Origin of the sequence: Kribbella sp. CA-247076 (assembly GCF_050942445.1) — a bacterium.
Classification (GTDB): domain Bacteria; phylum Actinomycetota; class Actinomycetes; order Propionibacteriales; family Kribbellaceae; genus Kribbella.
The window spans coordinates 975,251-993,705 of the sequence record NZ_CP192051.1; the positions used below are offsets into that span (position 1 = coordinate 975,251).

General features: G+C 69.7%; 17 protein-coding genes. 8 read left to right on the top strand and 9 right to left on the bottom strand.

Annotated features, from left to right (window positions below; genetic code table 11):
- Window positions 1-53: 53 nt before the first annotated feature.
- On the bottom strand, window positions 54-3,074 hold the full coding sequence (locus ACQPYZ_RS04635) for an alpha-mannosidase (protein WP_433165558.1): 3,021 nt from the start codon (window positions 3,072-3,074) through the stop codon (window positions 54-56).
- Between the two features lie 187 nt (window positions 3,075-3,261).
- On the opposite strand from ACQPYZ_RS04635, the gene ACQPYZ_RS04640 reads away from it, so the two are divergent.
- Complete coding sequence (locus ACQPYZ_RS04640) at window positions 3,262-4,299, top strand: TAXI family TRAP transporter solute-binding subunit (protein WP_433165560.1); 1,038 nt, start codon at window positions 3,262-3,264, stop codon at window positions 4,297-4,299.
- A 48-nt stretch (window positions 4,300-4,347) separates the two neighbouring features.
- Here the strand turns inward: ACQPYZ_RS04640 and ACQPYZ_RS04645 are convergent, their stop codons facing one another.
- Window positions 4,348-5,691 carry a sensor histidine kinase gene (locus tag ACQPYZ_RS04645; protein ID WP_433165562.1) on the bottom strand — a complete coding sequence of 448 codons (1,344 nt, stop codon included), beginning with the start codon at window positions 5,689-5,691 and terminating at the stop codon, window positions 4,348-4,350.
- A 36-nt stretch (window positions 5,692-5,727) separates the two neighbouring features.
- The gene (locus tag ACQPYZ_RS04650; protein ID WP_433165564.1) at window positions 5,728-6,480 is read right to left on the bottom strand and encodes a response regulator transcription factor; all 753 of its coding nucleotides are present in this window, start codon (window positions 6,478-6,480) and stop codon (window positions 5,728-5,730) included.
- 31 nt (window positions 6,481-6,511) lie between these two features.
- Between ACQPYZ_RS04650 and ACQPYZ_RS04655 the strand changes: the two genes are divergently transcribed.
- Together ACQPYZ_RS04655 and ACQPYZ_RS04660 are read left to right on the top strand one after the other, a co-directional pair.
- Window positions 6,512-8,542 (top strand): TRAP transporter permease, encoded by a 2,031-nt coding sequence (locus tag ACQPYZ_RS04655; protein ID WP_433165566.1) that lies wholly within the window; start codon window positions 6,512-6,514, stop codon window positions 8,540-8,542.
- Window positions 8,539-9,516, top strand: a complete 978-nt coding sequence (locus ACQPYZ_RS04660) for a TAXI family TRAP transporter solute-binding subunit (protein WP_433165568.1) — start codon at window positions 8,539-8,541, stop codon at window positions 9,514-9,516. The genes ACQPYZ_RS04655 and ACQPYZ_RS04660 overlap by 4 nt, the downstream gene beginning before the upstream one ends.
- Before the next feature lie 214 nt (window positions 9,517-9,730).
- Here the strand turns inward: ACQPYZ_RS04660 and ACQPYZ_RS04665 are convergent, their stop codons facing one another.
- The 4 genes from ACQPYZ_RS04665 to ACQPYZ_RS04680 all read right to left on the bottom strand — a co-directional run bounded on the left by ACQPYZ_RS04665 (window position 9,731) and on the right by ACQPYZ_RS04680 (window position 13,272).
- A complete protein-coding gene (locus tag ACQPYZ_RS04665; protein WP_433165570.1) occupies window positions 9,731-10,420 on the bottom strand; it encodes a hypothetical protein in 690 nt (229 codons plus the stop codon).
- A gap of 108 nt (window positions 10,421-10,528) precedes the next feature.
- Complete coding sequence (locus ACQPYZ_RS04670; RefSeq protein ID WP_433165572.1) at window positions 10,529-10,963, bottom strand: SAM-dependent methyltransferase; 435 nt, start codon at window positions 10,961-10,963, stop codon at window positions 10,529-10,531.
- A 280-nt stretch (window positions 10,964-11,243) separates the two neighbouring features.
- Window positions 11,244-12,278, bottom strand: a complete 1,035-nt coding sequence (mgrA, locus tag ACQPYZ_RS04675; protein ID WP_433165574.1) for an L-glyceraldehyde 3-phosphate reductase — start codon at window positions 12,276-12,278, stop codon at window positions 11,244-11,246.
- Window positions 12,279-12,381: 103 nt separating this feature from the next.
- Complete coding sequence (locus tag ACQPYZ_RS04680) at window positions 12,382-13,272, bottom strand: phosphotransferase family protein (RefSeq protein WP_433165576.1); 891 nt, start codon at window positions 13,270-13,272, stop codon at window positions 12,382-12,384.
- A gap of 87 nt (window positions 13,273-13,359) precedes the next feature.
- On the opposite strand from ACQPYZ_RS04680, the gene ACQPYZ_RS04685 reads away from it, so the two are divergent.
- Window positions 13,360-13,983 carry a flavin reductase family protein gene (locus tag ACQPYZ_RS04685; RefSeq protein WP_433165578.1) on the top strand — a complete coding sequence of 208 codons (624 nt, stop codon included), beginning with the start codon at window positions 13,360-13,362 and terminating at the stop codon, window positions 13,981-13,983.
- A gap of 5 nt (window positions 13,984-13,988) precedes the next feature.
- Here ACQPYZ_RS04685 and ACQPYZ_RS04690 read toward each other — a convergent pair whose 3' ends face one another.
- Entirely contained in the window at window positions 13,989-14,927 is a 939-nt protein-coding gene (locus ACQPYZ_RS04690; protein WP_433165580.1) for a hypothetical protein, read from the bottom strand.
- A 131-nt stretch (window positions 14,928-15,058) separates the two neighbouring features.
- On the opposite strand from ACQPYZ_RS04690, the gene ACQPYZ_RS04695 reads away from it, so the two are divergent.
- Together ACQPYZ_RS04695 and ACQPYZ_RS04700 are read left to right on the top strand one after the other, a co-directional pair.
- On the top strand, window positions 15,059-15,703 hold the full coding sequence (locus ACQPYZ_RS04695) for an acyl-CoA thioesterase (protein ID WP_433165582.1): 645 nt from the start codon (window positions 15,059-15,061) through the stop codon (window positions 15,701-15,703).
- Window positions 15,700-16,362 carry a potassium channel family protein gene (locus tag ACQPYZ_RS04700; RefSeq protein ID WP_433165584.1) on the top strand — a complete coding sequence of 221 codons (663 nt, stop codon included), beginning with the start codon at window positions 15,700-15,702 and terminating at the stop codon, window positions 16,360-16,362. Before ACQPYZ_RS04695 ends, ACQPYZ_RS04700 begins: the two co-directional genes overlap by 4 nt.
- On the opposite strand, the gene ACQPYZ_RS04705 is transcribed toward ACQPYZ_RS04700, so the two are convergent.
- The gene (locus ACQPYZ_RS04705) at window positions 16,359-16,979 is read right to left on the bottom strand and encodes a TetR/AcrR family transcriptional regulator (RefSeq protein ID WP_433165586.1); all 621 of its coding nucleotides are present in this window, start codon (window positions 16,977-16,979) and stop codon (window positions 16,359-16,361) included. The two genes, ACQPYZ_RS04700 and ACQPYZ_RS04705, sit on opposite strands and share 4 nt — an antisense overlap.
- A gap of 39 nt (window positions 16,980-17,018) precedes the next feature.
- On the opposite strand from ACQPYZ_RS04705, the gene ACQPYZ_RS04710 reads away from it, so the two are divergent.
- Both ACQPYZ_RS04710 and ACQPYZ_RS04715 read left to right on the top strand, forming a co-directional pair.
- A complete protein-coding gene (locus tag ACQPYZ_RS04710; protein ID WP_433165588.1) occupies window positions 17,019-17,975 on the top strand; it encodes a DMT family transporter in 957 nt (318 codons plus the stop codon).
- Entirely contained in the window at window positions 17,900-18,385 is a 486-nt protein-coding gene (locus tag ACQPYZ_RS04715; protein WP_433165590.1) for a MarR family winged helix-turn-helix transcriptional regulator, read from the top strand. The genes ACQPYZ_RS04710 and ACQPYZ_RS04715 overlap by 76 nt, the downstream gene beginning before the upstream one ends.
- The last annotated feature ends 70 nt before the right edge of the window (window positions 18,386-18,455 follow it).

An 18,455-nucleotide genomic window follows, 5' to 3' on the forward strand; every position in this document is an offset into this window, starting at 1 on the left:
TAACGTGTGCACGGCCCCCGGTTGGTGTCCGAGCTACCGGCTTGTGGCCGGGGTCAGGAGCGCTTGAACCTCAAGGTGAGGATCTGGAACGGGCGGAGATCCAGGGCGACGGCGCCGTCCTGGAGGTCGCGGTCGGCCAGGTGACGCTCCAGGAGGTCCACCTCGGCGACCGACGCCACCCCGAAGGACGGGGTGAGAGTGGCCCGGGAGCGGCCGCCGGAGGACTCGTACAGGCGGACGACCACGTCGCCGGACTCGTCGTCGGCCAGCTTCAGCGCCTCGACGATCACGTTGCCGTTGTCGACGGCAACGAGCGGCTCGACGCCCTCGGCACCGGTGACGACCCGCTCGGGCAGGTTGATCCGGTAGCCCTCCTCGACCGCCTCCGGGATGCCGGCGCCGACCACCAGCGCGTGGTTCACGGTGTGCACGCCCTGGTCGGTCTGCGGGTCGGGGAACCGCGGCGCCCGGATCAGCGACGTCCGGATGACGGTGGTGGTGCCGCCGTCCTCGCGGGCGGTCCGGTTGATGTCGTGGCCGTACGTCGAGTCGTTGACCACGGCGACGCCGTACCCGGGCTCGCCGACGTGCACCCAGCGGTGCGCCGCGATCTCGAACTTCGCCGCGTCCCACGAGGTGTTCTGGTGGGTCGGCCGGAAGATGTGCCCGAACTGGGTCTCCGACGCCGACCGGTCGGCGTGCACGTCCACCGGGTACGCCGCCTTGAGGAACTTCTCCGCCTCGTGCCAATCGACCGTGGTCTCGATGTCGACCCGCTTCGCGCCCGGCCGCAGCCGCAGCGTCTGGGTGACCGACGACCGGTTGAACGACCGCTTCACGACGACCGTCGCGACCCCCTCGACGGTGCTGAAGTCGACGCTGTCGACCTCGGTCACGTCCCGGACGTTGTTCTTGTAGAACGAGTCGACGTCCCAGGCGTCCCACTGGTTCGGGGTGTCCACGTGCAGCTGCAGAAGGTTGCCCGCGGCACCTGGCGCGATCACCTCGCGGCTCGCCTCGACGTCGTACAGCGAGGTGATCAGGCCGCGCTCGTCGACGGTGACCCGGATCCGGCCGTTGTCGAGTACGCCGTTCTCGACCGTGACGGACTGGCCTTCGCCGGCAGCGACACCCGCACCGAGCCCGGCCACGCCGTTGCGCACGTGCGGCGCGGCGTTGAAGACGATCTGCGCATCGCCGGAGCCGGCCAGCGCCTGCTGGGCCGTGGCGATGATCGCCTCGAGCTCCTCGGCCAGCTTCGCGTACGTCGCCTCGGCCTCGCGGTGCACCCAGGAGATCGACGAGCCCGGCAGGATGTCGTGGAACTGGTTCAGCAGCACGGCCTTCCAGATCCGGTCCAGGTCCTCGTACGGGTACGCGTCCAGCTTGCCCGCGACCACGGCGGCCGCGGACCACAGCTCGGCCTCGCGGAGCAGGTGCTCGCTGCGCCGGTTGCCCTGCTTGGTCTTGGCCTGCGAGGTGTACGTCGCCCGGTGGATCTCGAGGTACAGCTCACCCGACCAGACCGGCGCGTGCTCGCGGTACTCCTCCTCGGCCGCGGCGAAGAACTCGGTCGGGGACTCGATCGTCACCCGCGGCGAGGACTCCAGGTTCGCCACCCGGCGCGCGGTCGCGACGAACTCGCGGGTGGGGCCGCCACCGCCGTCGCCGTACCCGAACGGGACGAGCGAACGGGTGGCCGCGCCGTTCTCGGCGAAGTTACGCTGCGCGTGCGCGAGCTCGCGGCCGGACAGGTCGGAGTTGTAGGTGTCGATCGGCGGGAAGTGGGTGAACACCCGGGTGCCGTCGAGGCCCTCCCACCAGAAGGTGTGGTGCGGGAACCGGTTCTCCTTGTTCCAGGAGATCTTCTGGGTCAGGAACCACTTCGACCCGGACAACTTCACCAGCTGCGGCAGGGCCGCGGTGTAGCCGAAGGAGTCCGGCAGCCAGACCTCCTGGGTGTCGATGCCGTACTCGTCCAGGAAGAACCTCTTGCCGTGCGCGAACTGCCGGGCCAGCGCCTCGCCGCCGGGCAGGTTGGTGTCGGACTCGACCCACATGCCGCCCACCGGCACGATGGTGCCGTCGGCAACGGCCTTCTTCAGCCGCTCCCACACCTCCGGGTAGTTCTCCTTCACCCAGGCGTGCTGCTGCGCCTGCGAGAACGCGAAGACGAGCTCCGGGTACTCCTGGGCCAGGGTGGCCACGTTCGAGACGGTCCGGGCCACCTTGCGGCGGGTCTCCCGCAGCGGCCAGAGCCACGCGGAGTCGATGTGCGCGTGCCCGACCGCGGACAGTTGGTGGGCGCTGGCGTGCGCCGGCCGGCTCAGTACGTCGGTCAGCTGCGCGCGGGCGTCGGCCGCCGTACCCGCGACGTTCTCGTAGTCCAGCGCGTCCAGCGCGCGGCTGAGGGCGCGCAGGATCTCGCGGCGCCGCGGCTCCTGCGGGGTCAGCTGCTGCTGCAGGCCGTCGAGCGCCTCGAGGTCGAGGATCAGGTCCCACACCTCGGCGTTGAACACGGCCAGGTCCGCGCGGGTGAGCTTGTAGATCGGCGCACCGCCCGGCTCGGGCTTGCTGCCGACGTCGGTCGGGGCGAACGCGTTCGACCCGAGCACCTCGGGGTTGGCGGCCGCTTCGACGTAGAACTCGATCCGGTCGCCGGGCGAGGCCGCCGTACCGTCGGGCCCGAGGATCGACAGCGGCGCGTACGTCTGCCGCGGGTGCAGACCCTTCAGCGGTACGCCGGACGTCGTGTGGACCAGGCCCTCCGCGGAGAACCCGGGGCCACCGCTGAAGCCGAGGTCGATGACCGCCTCGACCTCGCTCCCGGCCCACTCGGCCGGAACCTGGCCGCTGAACCGGAACCACGCCGTACCCCAGGCGGCACCCCACGGCAGACCGATCTCGGCCGGCTCGTACGTCGCCTTGAGCGCCTCGGCAGGGGACACCGGCTCACCGGGGGCGTGCCACACCTGGATGTCCAGCGGGACCGCCGCGCCGTAGATCGCGGGGCGGATCCGCTCCCGCAGGGCGCGCCTGAGCCGCTCCTCGATGAGTTGACGGTCGTCGTGCACGAAATCATCCTCCGGGGTTGGGCCGTGCCTTGGGGCGGCGGCCACACGGCCGCTGCGATGACAACGCTGTCACACGCACCCCGGGCCCGTCCAGATCCAGTTCATCGTTGCACTGGCGGTAGCCGGCGGGTTGCGGTCCGGGAGCGTGGCTACCGATTCGGACCCGTTGGCGTCTAGGTTGTCCTGCATGGATCGCCCCCGCCTCCTGACCCCTGCCGGGAACGGCCTCGTCCAGTCGGCCGGTCTGACCCGGCGCAGCGTGCTCGGCCTCGGCGCCGCCGCGGCGGCCGCACTGGTCACCCCCGGCTGCTCGCGCGGCCGCTCGGACGAGCCGGCGCCGGCCGGCCCGGCCACGCTGGCCACGGGGAACCAAGGTGGCGTCTACAACGCCTTCGGCAGCGGGCTCGCCAAGCTGGTCAGCGAGGTGACCGGCATGGAGATGAGGACGCTGATCACCAACGGCTCGGTCGACAACCTGCGGCAGGTGGCCGCGATGAAGGCCGACCTGGGCTTCACCACCTCCGACTCCGCGCTGAACGCGTACGAGGGCACCGGGATGTTCAGCTCCGGCGGGCTCAAGTTCACCGCGCTGGCCCGGACGTACGACAACTACGTGCATGTGGTGGTGCCGACCGCGTCGGACGTCACCGCGCTCAAGGACCTGGAGGGCCTGACCGTCAACGTCGGTCCGGAGAACTCCGGGACCAAGGTGGTGGCGGACCTGATCCTGACCACCTCCAAGCTCCGGAGGGTGGCCACCACCAACCTGTCGCTCAAGGACGCGGTGGAGTCGCTGCGGAAGAAAGCCGATGCCCAAGGCAAGGGACCGGGGATCGACGCGCTGATCTGGAGCGGCGGCCTGCCGACCTCCCCGATCGCGGAGCTGCAGAAGTCCGTCGGCTTCCGGCTGGTCGACATCGGCGTGGTCGCGGAGCAGATCTCGCTCAAGCGGTTCGGCGGCTACGTCGTCTCCTCGATCCCGCCGTCGGTGTACGGGCTGGCCAACTCCGTGCCGACCCTCGCGGTGCCGAACTACCTGATCGCCCGGCCGAACCTGTCCGACTCGTGGGCCTGGTGGACGGTCAACACCATGTTCCGCCGGCAGAACGACCTGCTGGCGGCCCACCCGGAAGCCGGCTCCCTCGACCCCCGCTCCGCGATCGCCACCATGCCCATCCCCCTCCACCCCGCCGCCGAACGCTGGTTCCGCGCCAACCACATCTGACCGACACCCCGCCGTACCCCGCGCACCGGCCCACGGGGGTGGCGCGGGTCAGATGTCGTAGTCGTCGATCAGGGGGACCCGGACTTCGATGACGAGGCCGCCGCCGATCGGGGGGCGGGCGACGACGCGGCCGCCGACGCGGGCGGCCTCGGAGCGGACGATCGCCAGCCCCAGGCCGGTGCCCGGCATCTCCCGGTGGTGCGCGCTGCGCCAGAACCGTTCGCCGACCTTCTTCAGGTCCCGGGACCCGAGCCCGAGGCCGTGGTCGCGGACCGACAGCACCACCTCGGTGCCGTCCCGGGTGACCGACACCTCCACCGGCGGGGCGCCGTACTTGGAAGCGTTGTCGAGCAGTACGTCGAGGATGTCGTCCACCTCGAGCTCCGGGGCGACGCCGCCCGGCACCATGTCGCCGATGATGAGCTCCATGTCGTCGGCGGCGTACACGGCCTTCCAGCCGACCAGCCGCTCCTTCACCGCCTGGGCCAGGTCCAGCGGCGCCTCGTTGCCCTCGGCATCGGCCCCGGGGCGGTCCGAGCCGGCCAGCCGGGACAGCCGCTGGACGATCCGGCCGAGCCGGTCGATGTCGCTGAGCGCGAACCGGGCGGTCGGCGACAGCCGGGACAGGCCCTCGATGTGGATCCGGGCCGAGGTCAGCGGCGTCCGCAGCTGATGGGAGGCGTCGGCAACGAACTCGCGCTCGCGCTGGCGGGCCTGGTGCAGGCTGAGCGCCATCGAGTTGAAGCTGTCGCCGAGCCGGCGGAGCTCGGGTGCGCGGCCGTCGGTGGACACGCGCGTGTCCAGGGCGCCACGGGTGATCTGGTGGGTCGCGTTGTCCAGGTCGTTCAGCGGCCGCAGCACCCAGCGGGTGATCGGCCGGACGATACCGATGACGATCGCGCCGATGCTGATCAGCAGTCCGCCGAGGAGCAGCAGCAGCCCGTTCTGCACCTGGTCGCGGGCCTTCTCCGTCGGCACCCGCAGTACGGCGGCGCCGAGCACGCGACCGTTGTTGACGACGGGGCGGGCCACGACCATCTCGCCGGTGCGCCACGGGAACAGCGCCGGCGGCTCGGCGGGCAGCCGGCCGGCCAGGGTGCTGTCGAGCGCGGCGGCCACCTCCGGCTCGTGGACGTTGACACCCGACCGCGAGGTGGCGACCACCCGGCGGTATTCGACGTCCACGACGAACACCGGGGTGTCGTAGAGCTCGTGGTAGCGGACGGTGAGCTCGCGCAGGCTGGCGATGTCACCCGACTGCAGCGGCGACTCCGCCATGGCGGCGATCCAGTCCGCGTCGTTGCTGCGGGACAGGAACAGCGTCCGCGACGTACTGGTGGCGATGTAGTTGGCCAGCGGTACGGCGGCGACGACGGCCAGCAGGATGACCATCGGTACGAGTGACTGCAGCAGGCGACGGCGCAACGGTCAGTCCGAACCCAGGCGGTAACCGACGCCGCGGATGGTCTGCACCAGTTCGGGGCGGCCGAGCTTGGCCCGCAGGCTGGCCACGTGCACGTCCATCGTCCGCGACGAGGCCTCGAACACGGACTGCCAGGCGTACAGGGCGACCTGTTCGCGGGGGACCACCCGGCCGTGGTGAGCGGCCAGCACAGCTAGCACGTCGAACTCCTTGCGGGTCAGGCTGATGGGCTTGTCCGCGACCTGGACGGTCCGGGCCTCGATGTCCACGGTCAGGTCGCCGACGGTCACCCGGGGGCGGGGCTGCAAGAGGCCGGTGCGACGTAGTACAGCATCGATGCGGGCCAGGAGCTCGGATATCGCGAACGGTTTCACCACATAGTCGTCCGCGCCGCTGCGCAACCCGCGGACCCGGTCGGCCGCCTCGCCGCGCGCGGTCACCGCGATCACCGGCACGTCGGACACCGTGCGGATCTGCCGGCACACGTTGATCCCGTCCCCGTCCGGCAGCCCGAGGTCCAGCAGGACCAGGTCGCCGGGGTCCGCCGCGAGGGCGTCCGCGGCCGTCCGGACGTGTGTGACCATCAGACCGTAGCGCCGCAACGCAGGTATCAAGGCATTCGCGATATCGAGATCGTCCTCGACCAACAAGATCCTGACCGCGCCACTCATGCGGTGATCGTAGGCCAGGAGACGCTCATGTGTGTCAGATCTTGGTAAAGACGTAATCACGCGACTCCACGCAGTGTTCGGCAACATTAGCCTTCCGGGCACAGGAAGGAACCGGTGGATGACTGTCGGTATCGGTACGGGGGGCGGCTCGACCGCGCCCTCCGACGAAGAGCTCGCCGAGTACGAGCAGGAACGGCCCGCTCGGCGGCTCAGGCCTGTCCTGGACACGGCGATTGCGGTCTGGTGCGCAATCGTCAGCGTCGGCGTACTGCTGCAGGTGTTCTTCCCTCTACCACAAGGCACCCAGTTCTACCTGGTGATCTTTCTCGCAGGCGTCCTGCCGATCACGCTGCTCTGTTACCGGGGCTGGAAGGTGCCGGCCTTCCTCAACCCGTTCAAGAACCGGCCCCATGACGACCCCGGCATCACGGACTGGATCCTCGCCGTCGTCGCGTTCGCGGTCTGCGTCTACCCCCTGTTCGACTTCGACGGGTACCTGGAACGGCGGCAGGCTCCGACGACTCTCGACGTACTGGTCGGTGCTCTGCTGCTTCTCCTGTTGCTCGAGGCCTGCCGGCGGACGACGGGGTGGGTGCTGCCGGCCTTCAGTCTGTTGTTCATCGCCTACGCGTACTACGGCGGCTTCCTGCCCTACACGTGGTCGCTGGCGCACCAGGGCTTCAACTTCGACGCGATCATCGCGCAGTTCACCATGGGCACGGCCGGGTTCTACGGGACGCCGTTGGCCGTTGCCGCGAGCTACATCGTGCTGTTCACGATCTACGGCGCCGTACTCGACTACTCCGGCGCCGGGAAGTTCTTCATCGACCTGTCCTTCGCGGCCTTCAAGCGCAGTCGTACGGCGCCCGGACGCACCGTCACCCTGGCCGGCTTCCTGCTCGGCAGCGTCTCCGGATCGGGGACCGCGACCGCGGTCTCGCTCGGCACGGTGTCATGGCCCATCCTGCGCCGGGCCGGCTACCCGCCCGAACCGGCCGGCGGCATGCTGGCCGCCGCCGGCATCGGCGCGATCCTCTCGCCGCCGACCCTGGGCGCGGCCGCGTTCATCATCGCCGAGTTCCTGCAGGTCTCGTACCTGACCGTCCTCGGGTACGCCGTCATCCCGACCATCCTGTACTACCTGGGCATCCTGCTCGCGATCGAGATCGACGCCCGCCGGCACGGCACGACGTCGACCGAGACCTCCACCGACTCGGCGCTGCGCTTGCTGCTGCGGTTCGGGTACCACTTCCTGTCGTTGTTCGTGATCATCGGCTTCATGGCGGTCGACGTCCCGCCGTTCAAGGCCGTGGTGTACGCCGTCATCGTCCAGTTCGCGCTGTCGTTCCTGGACCGCGAGCACCGGCTGACCGCCGGGCGCCTGTTCAAAGCGCTTGCCCAGGGCACCCGTTCGGTGCTGCCGGTGGCGGCGACCTGTGCGACCGCCGGCGTGATCGTCGCGGTCACCACGCAGACCGGACTCGGGCTCAACCTGGCCGAGATCATCGTCAGCGCGGCCCGTGGCCTGACCGACAACCAGACCGTCGTCCTGATCCTGACCGTGGTGCTGTCTGCGTTCGCCGTACTGATCCTCGGCCTGGCGGTGCCGGTGACCGCGTCGTTCATCATCGCGGCCGTGATCATCGCGCCGGCGCTCGTGCAGCTCGGGGTGACGCAGGCCGAGGCGTACATGTTCATCTTCTACTACGCCGTCCTGTCCGAGGTGTCGCCGCCGACCGCGCTGGCCGCGGTGGCCACGTCCGCGATCACCGGCGGCCGGGTGATGCCGACGATGTGGCAGGCGTGGAAGTACACGCTGCCGGCGTTCCTGGTGCCGTTCGCGTTCGTGCTGACCGACAACGGCGCGCACCTGCTGGGGCAGGGAGCGTTCGTCGGCATGCTGTGGACGCTCGCGGTCTCGATCCTGGCGGTGGCCGCGCTCGCGGTGGTGACCGGCGGGTGGATCGCGGTGGCCACCAGTTGGATCGAGCGGTCGCTGTGCGTCCCGGCCGCGTTGCTGCTGCTCTACCTGGCGCCCGTAACCATCGCGGCCGGAATCGGTTTGCTACTTGTTGCCGTCGTCATCAACCTGATCCGGCGCTCGCGCAGTACGAGTGCCGGACCTACGGAAGGATCCGTCGCGTCATGAGAATCCGTCGCCTCCCCGCCACGCTGGTGGCGCTCGCCGCGGCCACCTCGCTCGTCGCCTGCGGCGGCCAGCGGGAACCCTCCGAGTCCGATTCGGCCGAGGGCGGCCGGCTGACCATTGCCACCGGCAACACCACCGGCGTCTACTACCAGCTCGGCGGCGCGCTGGCATCGCTGATCTCGCAGAAGGTGTCCGGCTACCGCGCGACCGCGAGCGAGACCGGCGCCTCGGTGCAGAACATTCAGGGCCTGGTGGCTGGCAACTACGACGTCGCGTTCTCGCTCGGCGACACCGCGGCCGACGCGGTCAAGGGTGAGAACAGCTTCACGGCGCCGCAGGACGTGGTCGCGCTGACCCGGCTGTACAACAACTACACGCAGGTCGCCGTCCGCGCGTCCGCCGGGATCAACACGATCGCGGACCTGAAGGGCAAGCGGGTCTCGACCGGCTCACCGAACTCCGGCACCGAGGTGATCGCCCGGCGGCTGCTCGAGGCGGCCGGTCTGGACCCCGCCAAGGACGTCACCGCGCAGCGGCTCGGCCTGCCCGAGTCGGTGGACGCGATGAAGTCCGGGTCGATCGACGCGCTGGTCTGGTCGGGCGGTCTGCCGACGGGCGGCATCACCGACCTGACCACGAGCATGGGCAAGAACGTGAAGCTCATCCCGATCGTCGACCTGCTGCCGAAGATGCAGGACAAGTACGGCCCGGTCTACTCCCAGGCGCCGATCCCGGCGGCGACGTACAAGCAGCCGGCCGACGTGGCGACCATCGTCGTACCGAACGTGCTGCTGGTCCGGAAGAACATGAAGGACGACCTGGCCGAGCAGCTGACCAAGGTCATCTACGAGAACAAGGACGCCCTGGTCGCGGTGAACGCGGCCGCCAAGGGCATCGAGCTGGCGAACGCCGACAAGACCGACCCGGTCGAGGTCCACCCGGGCGCGAAGAAGGCGATCGACGCGCTGAGATAACCAGGACCGTCCTCCCCCGCACACCAGGCGCAGCGGGGGAGGACGTCAAGGTCCCACCTCCGCACACCAGGCGCAGCGGAGGCGGGACCAGCCGGCTCTCACAACCAGGCGCAGTGAGAGCCGGCGGCCGGGCCCGGCCCTCCGGAGGCATCCAGAGGCCCCGGGCCCGGCCTTCGCCCACCTACCGCCGTCCCCGGTCTCCGGCATCCGCCTACTAGGCGCCGCCCTCGGTCTCCCTCGTCTGCGGGCCGTGCGGTTCTTCCTCGGTCTCTGGCATTGGGGTGCCGTAGAGGTAGTGCGACAAGGCGGAGTCGCGTTTCGGGTGGGCGTGGTACTTCGTCGGTACGACGCGGCCCTCGGCGCTGTCCCACGCGGTGTCGGCCACCCGCCACATCCGGTGTGCCAGCCTGCCCGCCATCCCGGTGTGCGGCGAGTACGGATGTGCTCGCGTCGGGGCGACTTCCTCGGCCTCCAGCAGTTCCTCGGTCAGCGTGTTGACGTCGGCGTCGTCCAACTGCTCGCTGAGGCGCTGGCTGTACGTCGTCTCGAGCTCCTCGTGCTCGGCGAGCAGCCGGTCGATCGACAACCACACCTCGCGCGACGTCAGGTCCTGCATGCGACTGTCGCCGTACTGCCGTCCCTTGAGGAATCGCAGCGACCGCTCCAGCTCCTTCGCGTTGCCGACGTACGTGGTGACCAGGTCATCCCCGTCGGGGAGGCGGCGTACGTGCGGGAGGAGAACGTCCTCGGCGGCTGCGAGGTGCTGCGCGGCGATGGCGTAGAACCAGTCAGTCTGATGCCGGCGCTCCGGGTGCGCGGCGGCCGGATGCTGAGCCGGCTCGGCCAGCTCGCGGATCCGGGCGTGTTCGTAGGTCAGGGCCAGTTCGAGCGTCGAAGCGGTCATGACAACCACCTCCAGGTGTCTACCTTCAGCCTGTGCCCATCACCCCACACCCGCAACCGTCGCCTGTGACCGTGTGGTGAACCAAGCGTCCGTGGAGTGGACCACGCGTCAAAGCTCGAGCTCGCGTAGTGGGTTGCCGCCGTCTATGAAGAAGCGGCCGCCGGGGACAAGCGCGGCCTTGATTCGCCGTCGAGCCTCCTCCTCCAGCTCGGGATGCCTCCCGTCCAACGCCCCCACCCGCGCTGCGAACGCCAGCTCGAACGGTTCCTCACCCGGCCCCAACTCGAACTCCTCGACCGCCACCTGCCGAAACCCCAAAGCGCCGGCCGCGATCAACTCACCTGACCCAGCCGTCGCCTGCTCAACCGCCTTCGCCGACCGATCAAGCCCCAACACGAACCCACCGGCGGCCGGCCCCACTCGGCGGGCTACCTCGCGAGCTGCTGCGCCCGGACCGGACCCGATCTCCAGGACCCGCATCCCCGGCCTCAGCGGTAGCGCGTCCACCACCTGCAGCAGCCGCCCCGACAACCGTTCACCCACAACACCACCTCCCAGCCACCATCCTGCTCCCGCCAAGGCGCACCGACGGGTCAATCGACTCGCCGACGGTCCGGCTGGGGAGCGAGGGCTCAGGCGGGCGTGGGTGGAGAGCGAGGCTCAGGCGGGCGCGGCCGGGCGGGGGCTCGGGAGGGCGCCGCCGGGAGGAAGGCTCGGGAGGGGGTGGCCGCGGGAGCGGGGGACGGGAAGGTGCGGCCGGGAAGGGAACGCCCGGGGCGACCGTTAGTGGGTCGGCCCGGGCGGGGGGTGGTGGAGGTGGGGATCAGGCGTCTGAGCTCTTCTTCCAGAGGTTGATGCCGGCTTCTACGGCGTCGGCGTCGATGGCTTCGAGCTCTTCCGGGCTGAACTTGAGGTTCTTGACCGCGGCCAGGTTGTTCTCGAGCTGGGCGACGCTCGAGGCACCGATCAACGCGCTGGTGACTCGGTCGTCGCGCAGGGTCCACGCGAGCGCGAGTTGCGCGACCGACTGGCCGCGCTCCTTGGCGATCTCGTTGAGCGCGCGGACGTGCTTCAGCGTGTCCTCGGTCAGCGATTCCGGGTTGAGCGACTTGCCCTGCGCCGCCCGCGAGTCCGCCGGCACGCCGTCCAGGTAGCGGTCGGTGAGCACTCCCTGCGCCAGCGGCGAGAACGCGATCACGCCGACACCCAGCTCGCCGACGGTGTCCAGCAGGTCCTCCTCGATCCAGCGGTTGAGCATCGAGTACGACGGCTGGTGGATCAGCAGCGGCGTCCCGAGCTCCTGCAGGATCCGCGCCGCCTCGCGGGTCCGGTCCGCCGAGTACGACGAGATGCCCGCGTACAGCGCCTTGCCCGAGCGGACCGCGGCGTCGAGCGCGCCCATCGTCTCCTCGAGCGGCGTGTCCGGGTCGAAGCGGTGCGAGTAGAAGATGTCGACGTAGTCGAGGCCCATCCGGCTCAGCGACTGGTCCAGCGAGGCGAGCAGGTACTTCCGCGAGCCGCCGCCCTGACCGTACGGTCCCGGCCACATGTCGTACCCGGCCTTGGTCGACAGGATCAGCTCGTCGCGGTACGGCGTGAAGTCGCGGGCGAAGTGCGTACCGAAGTTCGTCTCCGCCGAGCCGTACGGCGGACCGTAGTTGTTCGCCAGGTCGAAGTGCGTGACGCCGAGGTCGAAGGCTCGCCGCAGGATGTCGCGCTGGGTGGCGAACGGCTTGTCGTCGCCGAAGTTGTGCCACAGCCCCAGCGAGATCGCGGGCAGCTGCAACCCGCTGCGCCCCGTCCGGCGGTAGGCCATCTGGTCGTCGTACCGGTCCTGAGCGGCTACGTAGTCAGTCACGGGAACCCAGTCTGCCTCATGTCGTGACAAGTGCAAACCCCCTTGTTTTACAGCAGAAACGCGATCTCTGACTGCCAGAAGCCGGCCTTCTTGATAGGCCGGGTCAGGTGAGGGTGGACCACGGCGCGGGCGGGTCGGCGGCGAAGAACCGCAGGAGGCCCAGGATCCGGCTCCCCGGAGGTGCCGTCCAATGGCGTTGGCCGGGCCACGGCTTGGCGGCCAGCTTGCCGAGCCCCCAGTCCAGGTGGAACCACAGCGCGGCCGCAGCAACCTCATCCTCCCGCGGTCCACGCTCGGCCGCGGACTGGAACGTTCGGATGTAGGTGGGGAGGATGCTGGCGACGTGGTCGAGGGGGAGTTTGGCGAAGTCCATGCCTCGGTGGGCCCACGCGGCGTCACCCCAGTCGATGAGGCCGCGGAGGTGGCCGTCGGCGTCGGCGAGAAGGTTGTGGGCAGCAACGTCTCCGTGAATCAGGACCTTCGGTTCGTTGCGATCGAAGCGGCCTGCGAGGCGGGTGAACCAGCCACTTAGCCACTTCGCCGTGTCGGCGTCCAGGTAGCCACGCTCCGCGAGGTCGTCGACGGTCCGCCACGGATCGTCCCGGTCGTCCTGCGGGACCCCGGGCAACTCGATCCGGTCGGCCCGGTGGAGGCGAGCCAACTGCTCAGCCAGCCCCAGGGGTACGCCGGTCGGCTCGACCCCGTGGACGCGCTCCATCACGACGTACGGCGCGTCGATCAGCCGGCGACTGTCGTCGTACTCGACGATCGCCGGTGTGCGGACGCCCAGCGACCGGGCCATGGGGACGACGGCAGCCTCCTTCCGGAGGTCGTCCTCGAATCCAGGTCGGGCCACCCGCACGAACAACGATTCCCCGAGCACGAAGCCCCGATTCGCGACGCCGCCGGCGACCTCGGCCACGCCCTCCGGTGGTACGCCGTACCGCCGGCCGATCGCGGTGACGCCGCTCAGGATCTCGTCCTGGTCGCCCACCCACACCTCCCTGGTCGTCGGGTGATCCGTCCCACGATCCTTGTGTCGGGGCGTGGTGACGTCCACCGGATTTGATGTACTGCGGGCGTGCGTGTGGATCTGGATCCGGAGGAGCTCGGGCGGCGGCAGTTCTACGCCGCGCTGAACTCGGTGGTGGTGCCGCGGCCGATCGCGTGGGTGTCGAGCCGATCCGCCGGCGGAGTGCTGAACCTCGCGCCGCACTCGTTCTTCACCGTCTCGTGTGTGCAGCCGCCGATGGTGCAGTTCACCTCGGTCGGGCGGAAGGACAGCCTGAACAACGTCGAGGCGACCGGTGAGTTCGTGGTCAACTTCGCTACGGAGTCCTTGTTCGAGCAGGTCAACGCGACCGCGACCAACTTCCCGGCGGAGGTCTCCGAGTTCGAGGCGGTCGGCCTGACCACCGAACCGTCCCGCACCGTCGCGGTGCCGCGGGTCGCCGAGTCGCCGGTGGCGATCGAGTGCACCCTGCACACCACGCTCGAACTCGGCGACTGCACCGTGGTGATCGGCCGGGTCCGTCACCTTGCGGTCGACGAGGCGGTCATGGTCGACGGGCACCCGGAGATCCAGCGGCTCCGGCCGCTGGCCCGGCTGGGCAAGGACGAGTGGTCGACGATCGGTGAGGTGCGCTCGACCACGCGCATCCGCCACTCCGACTGGCCTGGTCACTACACACCTCCAGATAGTTGAGACGGTCACGGTTCTTCGGTGGCGAGGACCCTGGTGAGCTCGTCCAGTTGAGGTGACAGCCGGAGCGGCGTGCTGTCGGGGGACAGCGTGGTGGCGGGATGCCACTCGAGGGTCGGCGTGACCAGGTGGACGTCGGGCGACAGGGGACCGGGGTCGTGGGTGTAGGCACGGGACGTCAGGTTGAGCATCAGGCCCAGCGCCGGGATGACGGACAGATCGCGGATCACGTGCACGAGCAGGAGGTCGCGGGCGGGGAGGGCGGCGAGCACGCCGTACCTCGGGAGCTCGAGGTGGAGGGACTCGCGGAGGACCGTGTCCAGGACGAGGGCACGGGAGGCGGCGAAGATCGTGCCGGTGACGACGGCGACCTCGAGGCCGTCGTGTTCGACGTAGTCGACGTGATCGGTGATCCGGCGGAGGTTGGCCAGGCCGAACCGCTCGGCGGCGGACCAGGTCAGGCCCAGGTCGCCCGGATCGAGGTACATCGTGACGACGCCGTCCTGCGAGGTCGCGGGGATCGAGACCAGGCCGGGAAGGAAGTCGGGGCGGTCCGCGGTCCAGCCCGGGGAGAGCGCGTGCCGTGGAGCAAGGCGCTGGATGAGCTCTCGCTCCGGGTCGTCCGGCGGCTCCGGTGGACCTAGGCGTAGCCGTCGCAGGAGTTGGGTGAAGTGCTGCTCGACCATGGCCGGCCAGCGATGCTCCTCGTGGTGCGAGACCGCGCGGGCCAGGTTGCTCAGCCCGAGCAGCGGGCCGTCCGAGCCCGGCTCGGCCGGGACGAGGACGCCGCCACCCTCGTAGGTCACGTGGAGTCCGAGGCGGGTCGCGGCGGCGAGGCCGAGGCGCACGAGTCGTGCGGCCTGGGCCCGGGTCAACGGGATCAGGATGGGGCCGGGCCGGTCGGAGTGGTTGCCTTGGGCACGTTCGGTGGAGCTGTCGATGGTCATCGTGGCCACCTCCTCGCCAGAGAAAGTACGAGGATCGGGTGCTGTTCCCACCGGTCGTTCCGAACCTGTGGACAACCGCCCGGGATAGTCTGCGGGCACAGCTGTCCGGTGTTCAGGAGGAGTGGAACAGGATGTCCAGCACGCCGTCGTCGCGGCCCACGTCGGTGACCCGGCTGTCGCTGTCGCACATCACCGCGCAGAACGAGACCAACCTGTTGGGCACGGTGCACGGCGGCGTGGTCATGACGCTCGTCGACTCGGTCGCGGGTGTGGTGGCGGCGCGGCACTCGGGCGGGCCGGCGGTCACGGCGTCGATGGACGAGATGACGTTCCTCGTGCCGGTGCGCGTCGGCGACGTGGTGCACTTCAGCGGTCAGGTGAACTGGACCGGGCGCAGTTCGATGGAGGTCGGCGTACGGATCACGGCCGATCGGTGGGACTCCGTCGGGCCGGAGGTGCACGTCGCGTCGGCGTACCTGGTGTTCGTCGCGGTCGACGCGGACGGGAAGCCGCGGGAGGTGCCGCAGGTGGTGCCGGAGACGGACGAGGACCGGCGGCGGCTGCGTGAGGCCGAGATCCGGCGGAGTCACCGGCTCGCCCGCCGCGCGGCCATCGTCGCCTCCCGCGAGGAAGAATCCCGCGAGCGGGCGGCAAGCGAGAAGGACGCCAGCGAGCCAGGGGTAGGCGAGGAGGAGGCCCGCGAGCGGGAAGTGGGTGGGGAGGCAGGGCGCGGAGGGGGAGGCGTGCTGGCGGATGGTGGAGAGGGGGCGTCGTGAGGTGGTTTGCCAGTGCGCGGCGGCATCCGTCGGCCGTGCTGCTGCTGGTGCAGCTGCTCGGGGTCCTCGTCTACCCCGCGATGGAGGGTTCCCGGGGCGGGCGGGTCGCGTTCGAGATCCTCGGCATCGTCGTACTCGTCCTGGCCGTCTTCTCCGTCCGCGCGACCCCGGGTCTGACCTGGGTCAGCATCGGACTCGGCATCCCGGCCGTCGTCCTCTCGCTGGTCGACGCGTTCAACCCGACCGCGCCGGTGGCGGCCGTCTCCGCCGTACTGCACGCGGCCTTCTACTTCTACGCGGCCTACAGCCTGCTGCGGTACATGCTGTCGGACCACGACGTCAGCACGGACGAGCTCTACGCCACCGGCGCGACGTTCACCTTGGTGGCGTGGGGTTTCGCGTACGTCTACTCGTTCGTCCAGGTGCTCGTGCCGGGCAGCTTCACGGCTGCGGTCAACGCAACCGCCGACCGGACCTGGATGGAACTGCTGTTCCTGAGCTTCACCACACTGTCCAGCACCGGGCTGAGTGACATCGTGCCGGTGACGCCGTGGGGAAGGTCGGTCGTGATGCTCGAGCAGCTCGCAGGGCTCGGGTACGTCGCGATGGTCGTCTCCCGCCTCGTCGGCCTCACCATCCTTCGACGTACTAAGACCTAGCCTCGGGGCCAGCCCGCCAGCAGGTCGGCCGCAGCGCGGTAGGCCACCTCCGGGGCGTGCTCCATCGCCGCCACCCGGAAGCTGACCAGGGCACCCTCGTGCAGCAGGAGCAACCGATCGGCCAGCTCACCAGGGTCGGGTAGGCCGGCCAGCCTCGCCTGAGCCTCGAACTCGGACCGCATCCACTGCTTCTGCCCCACGATCACCGGCATCGCCGGATGGTCCGGGGCGGCCAGCTCCACGCTCGCGTTGATGAACCCGCAACCGTTCCGCGACCCCGCGACCCAGTCGGTCAGCGCCGCGAACAGCGCGAGGATCACCTCCTCCGGCGTCGACGGATCCCGGGCCGCCAACTGCTCGTCGAGGAACTCGTGCCAGATCTGGTCGCGCCGCTCCAGGTACGCCGCGATCAGCCGGTCCTTCGACCCGAACCGGTCGTACAGCGTCTTCTTGGTCACTTCGGCAGCGTCGGCGATGGCATCCACGCCGACCGCACGGATGCCCTGCTCGTAGAAGAGCGTCGAGGCCGCGGTCAGGATCCGCTCGCCGGCGGGCGTCAAGGTGGTGGCCTCCGGCACCCGGGGGTCCACCAGCAGTCTCATCTGCTGATTGAGCATACTGACAGTATACCGACCGGTGTGGTTACTCTCACCGCCATGAGAACAGCTCTCCCTCTGGCCGCGGGCGCCGGGTTCGTCGTGTTCTGGAGTTGCGGATTCATCGGCGCGCGGTGGGGGACGGAGTACACGAATGCCTTCGACCTGCTCGCCTGGCGGTTCCTGGTGGCGGGTGCCCTGGCGGCGGTGATTCTCGCCGTACGACGGCCGTCGATCACCCGCCGCGACCTGAGTACCCAGGTGTGGATGGCGTTCCTGACCCAATGCGTCTACCTCGGCCTGATCTTCACCGGGATCGATCACGGGATCTCGGCCGGCCTGACCGCGCTCGTCGGATCGTTGCAGCCGCTGCTGATCGCCACTGTCGCCGGACCGCTGCTCGGGGAACGTGTAAGTCGCCCTCAGTGGATCGGACTCGCCACAGGGGTCGTTGGCGTCGGTCTGGTCGTGCTCGACGACCTGCACGGCTCGCCACTGCTGTTCCTGCTGCCGTTCGGCGGTCTGCTCGGTCTCGTCGTCGGCACCTGCCTCGATCGTCGGCGCAAGTCCGCTACGAACTCCCTCGATGCACTCTGCCTGCAGAGCCTGATCTCTGCGGTCTTCTTCGTCGCACTGGCCGCATCGACCGATCAGCTGACAGTCCCGAGCGAGCCTGGCTTCTACGGCGCTGTCGTCTGGCTGGTGCTCCTGGCAACAGGCGGCGGCTGGGGCCTGTACCTGGTGAACCTCAAGCTCTCCGGCGCCACCCGCATCAGCAGCCTGCTCTACCTGGTGCCGCCCACCACGATGGTGTTCGCCTACCTCCTCTTCCACGAGACGATCGGACCGGTCGCCGTGATCGGCGTGCTGGTGTGCGCGGTCGCCGTACTGCTGGTCAGGTTGGACGAGCGGGTCGGACGTGCACTGGCTACGCTGCGGGGATGGCGGAACCCCGATGGCTGGACGAGAAGGAACAGATGGCCTGGCGCGCGTTCATCGCGGCCCAGCGGGTGGTGAACACCCGGATCGAGCAGCAGTTGCAACGCGAGGCGGGAATCCCGCATACGTACTACGAGATCCTCGTCCGGCTGTCCGAGGCCAAGGACGGCCGGCTGCGGATGAGTCACCTGGCCGTGGCCACGCAGGGATCGCGCAGCCGGCTCTCGCACGCGGTGAACCGGCTGGAGCAGGCAGGCTGGGTACGCCGCGAGGGCATCGAGTCGGACCGTCGCGGTCAGGTCGCGATCATCACCGAGGCGGGCCGGGAGAAGCTGGTGGAGTCCGCGCCCGGTCACGTCGAAGAGGTCCGCAAGTCGATCTTCGACGCCCTCACCGAGGACCAGGTCGAGGCCTTGTACGACGTCTGCGCGACCCTCGCCCGGCATTCCGGGGACACGGTCGACCGGGCCGCCTGGGAGCGCCGCTGACATGAAGCGCCACACAGTGGCGGTCGTGCTGACAGCACTACTGCTGGCCGGGTGCAGCGACTCCGACGCA